The organism is Mesorhizobium sp. M7A.F.Ca.AU.001.01.1.1 (assembly GCF_004022735.1).
GTDB classification, from domain to species: Bacteria; Pseudomonadota; Alphaproteobacteria; order Rhizobiales; family Rhizobiaceae; genus Mesorhizobium; species Mesorhizobium ciceri.
In genome coordinates this window covers 1-2,298 of record NZ_RZPF01000885.1, presented here as the reverse complement: position 1 = coordinate 2,298, position 2,298 = coordinate 1, and the positions used below count along the sequence as shown (strand labels likewise).

General features: G+C 62.0%; 3 protein-coding genes. All 3 read left to right on the top strand.

Going from position 1 to position 2,298, the window contains the following annotated elements; genetic code table 11:
• A partial coding sequence (locus EN884_RS33430; protein WP_164895329.1) for a sugar ABC transporter permease occupies nucleotides 1–853 on the top strand: 853 nt, incomplete at its 5' end.
• Nucleotides 854–1,675, top strand: a complete 822-nt coding sequence (locus EN884_RS33425) for a carbohydrate ABC transporter permease (protein WP_013531802.1) — start codon at nucleotides 854–856, stop codon at nucleotides 1,673–1,675.
• A 41-nt stretch (nucleotides 1,676–1,716) separates the two neighbouring features.
• On the top strand, nucleotides 1,717–2,298 hold a 582-nt coding region (locus EN884_RS33420; protein ID WP_128361022.1), incomplete at its 3' end, for an ATP-binding cassette domain-containing protein.

The following is a 2,298-nucleotide window of genomic DNA, read 5'->3' as shown; positions in this document are numbered from 1 at the left end:
GGGAAAGACGATCACGGCGCCGACGACGACGAGCGCCGTGATCGTCTTTCCCTGGGCCTTCACGCTGTGGATGAGCGTCAACCGCTGGACGCTCGGCCAGTCGCGAAGCTTTGCCGGGATGGAGAATTATCTGCGGCTGGCGTACGACCAACGCTTCTGGGAATCGCTTCTCCATACGTTGAGCTACACCTTCCTTTCGGTTGCCGCGCCGATGTTGCTCGGCACCATCGCCGCCCTGATCTTCGACGCCAGGTTTCCGCTGCGTGGCCTGCTGCGCGGCGTCTTCGTGATGCCTATGATGGCAACGCCCGTCGCCGTGGCGCTGGTCTGGACGATGATGTTCCACCCCCAGCTCGGCGTCCTCAACTATCTTCTGTCGCTGGTCGGCATTCCGGCGCAGGAATGGATCTTCAACGCCAACACGGTCATCCCGTCGCTGGTTGCGGTCGAGACCTGGCAGTGGACGCCGCTGGTGATGCTGATCGTGCTCGGCGGCCTGGCGTCCGTGCCGCGCGAGCCGTTCGAAAGCGCCGAAATCGACGGCGCCAATGCCTGGCAGCAATTCCGCTATCTCACCTTGCCGATGATCGCGCCGTTCCTGATGATCGCGGTGATCATCCGCACCATCGACGCACTGAAGAGTTTCGACATCATCTACGCGATGACCCAGGGCGGGCCGGGCACGGCCTCGGAGACCATCAACATCTATCTCTACAACACCGCCTTCTCCTACTACGACATCGGCTATGGCTCGGCCATGGCCGTGGTGTTCTTCATCGTCATCGTCGCCCTGTCCTTCATCCTCCTGATGTTGCGCCAGCGCTCGCAGTGGATCGGCGTGGAGGGCAAATAGATGAGTTCACGACTGCTCAACCGGATCGGGCTGTTCTTCGCGGCCCTGGTCTTCGTCTCGCCGGCGATCCTGTTCTTCCTCTGGATGATCTCGCTGTCGCTGAAATTCGAGATCGACAACGGCGCCTATCCGCCGATCCTGATCCCCGAACATCTCGCCTGGTCGAACTATGCAAAAGTGTTCGAGGAGAACAATTTCCTGCTCTATCTCTGGAATTCGGTTCTGGTGACCGGCACGGCGACGCTTTTGGCGCTGCTGATCGGCGTGCCGGCCGGCTATGGCATCGCGCGGCTCAAGGCCGAGCGATCGGCGGTGGTCATCATGATCGCCCGCATGACGCCGGGGCTTTCCTATCTCATCCCGCTGTTCCTGCTGTTCCAATGGGTCGGCATTCTCGGCACGCTGTGGCCGCAGATCATCATCCATCTGGTGGTGACCGTGCCGATCGTCGTCTGGGTGATGATCGGCTATTTCGAGACCACCCCGATGGAACTGGAAGAGGCCGCCAACATCGACGGCGCCAGTTCCTGGCAGGTGTTCCGGCTGGTCGCCTTGCCCATCGCCAAGCCGGGCATAGTGGTCGCCTTTATCCTGTCCGTCATCTTCTCATGGAACAATTTCGTCTTCGGCGTGGTGCTCGCCAGCCGTGAAACGCGCACGCTGCCGGTCGCCGTCTACAACATGCTCTCCTACGAGCAAGTGAGCTGGGGGCCGCTCGCCGCCGCGGCCCTGGTGGTGACACTGCCGGTACTGGTCCTGACCATGTTCGCACAAAGGCAGATCGTCGCCGGACTGACCGCGGGCGCCGTCAAGGGCGGCTGAAGGCACGCTACGGCATCGCACTCTTTTTCGAGGAAAACCCAATGGCATCGGTCACAATCAACAACGTGCAAAAGGCTTTCGGAACGGCCAGGATTATCCACGATGTCAGCGTCGATATCGCTGACGGCGAGTTCGTCATCCTGGTCGGCCCGTCGGGCTGCGGGAAGTCGACGCTGCTGCGCATGATTGCCGGACTTGAAACGATCTCGGGCGGCAGGATCGCCATTGGCGATCGCACCGTCAACAATCTGCGGGCGCGCGACCGCAACATCGCCATGGTGTTCCAGAACTACGCGCTCTATCCGCACATGACGGTGGCCGACAATATGGGCTTTGCCCTCAAGATCAAGAAAGCCGATCCGGCCGACACCGCAAGCCGCGTCGGCAGGGCCGCCAGCATCCTGGGCCTCGACAAGCTGCTCGACCGCTATCCGCGCCAGCTCTCCGGCGGCCAGCGCCAGCGCGTCGCCATGGGCCGCGCCATCGTGCGCGACCCGCAAGTCTTCCTGTTCGACGAGCCGCTCAGCAATCTCGACGCCAAATTGCGCGTCCAGATGCGCGGCGAGATCAAGGCGTTGCACCAGCGGCTGGGCACCACCACCATTTACGTCACGCATGATCAG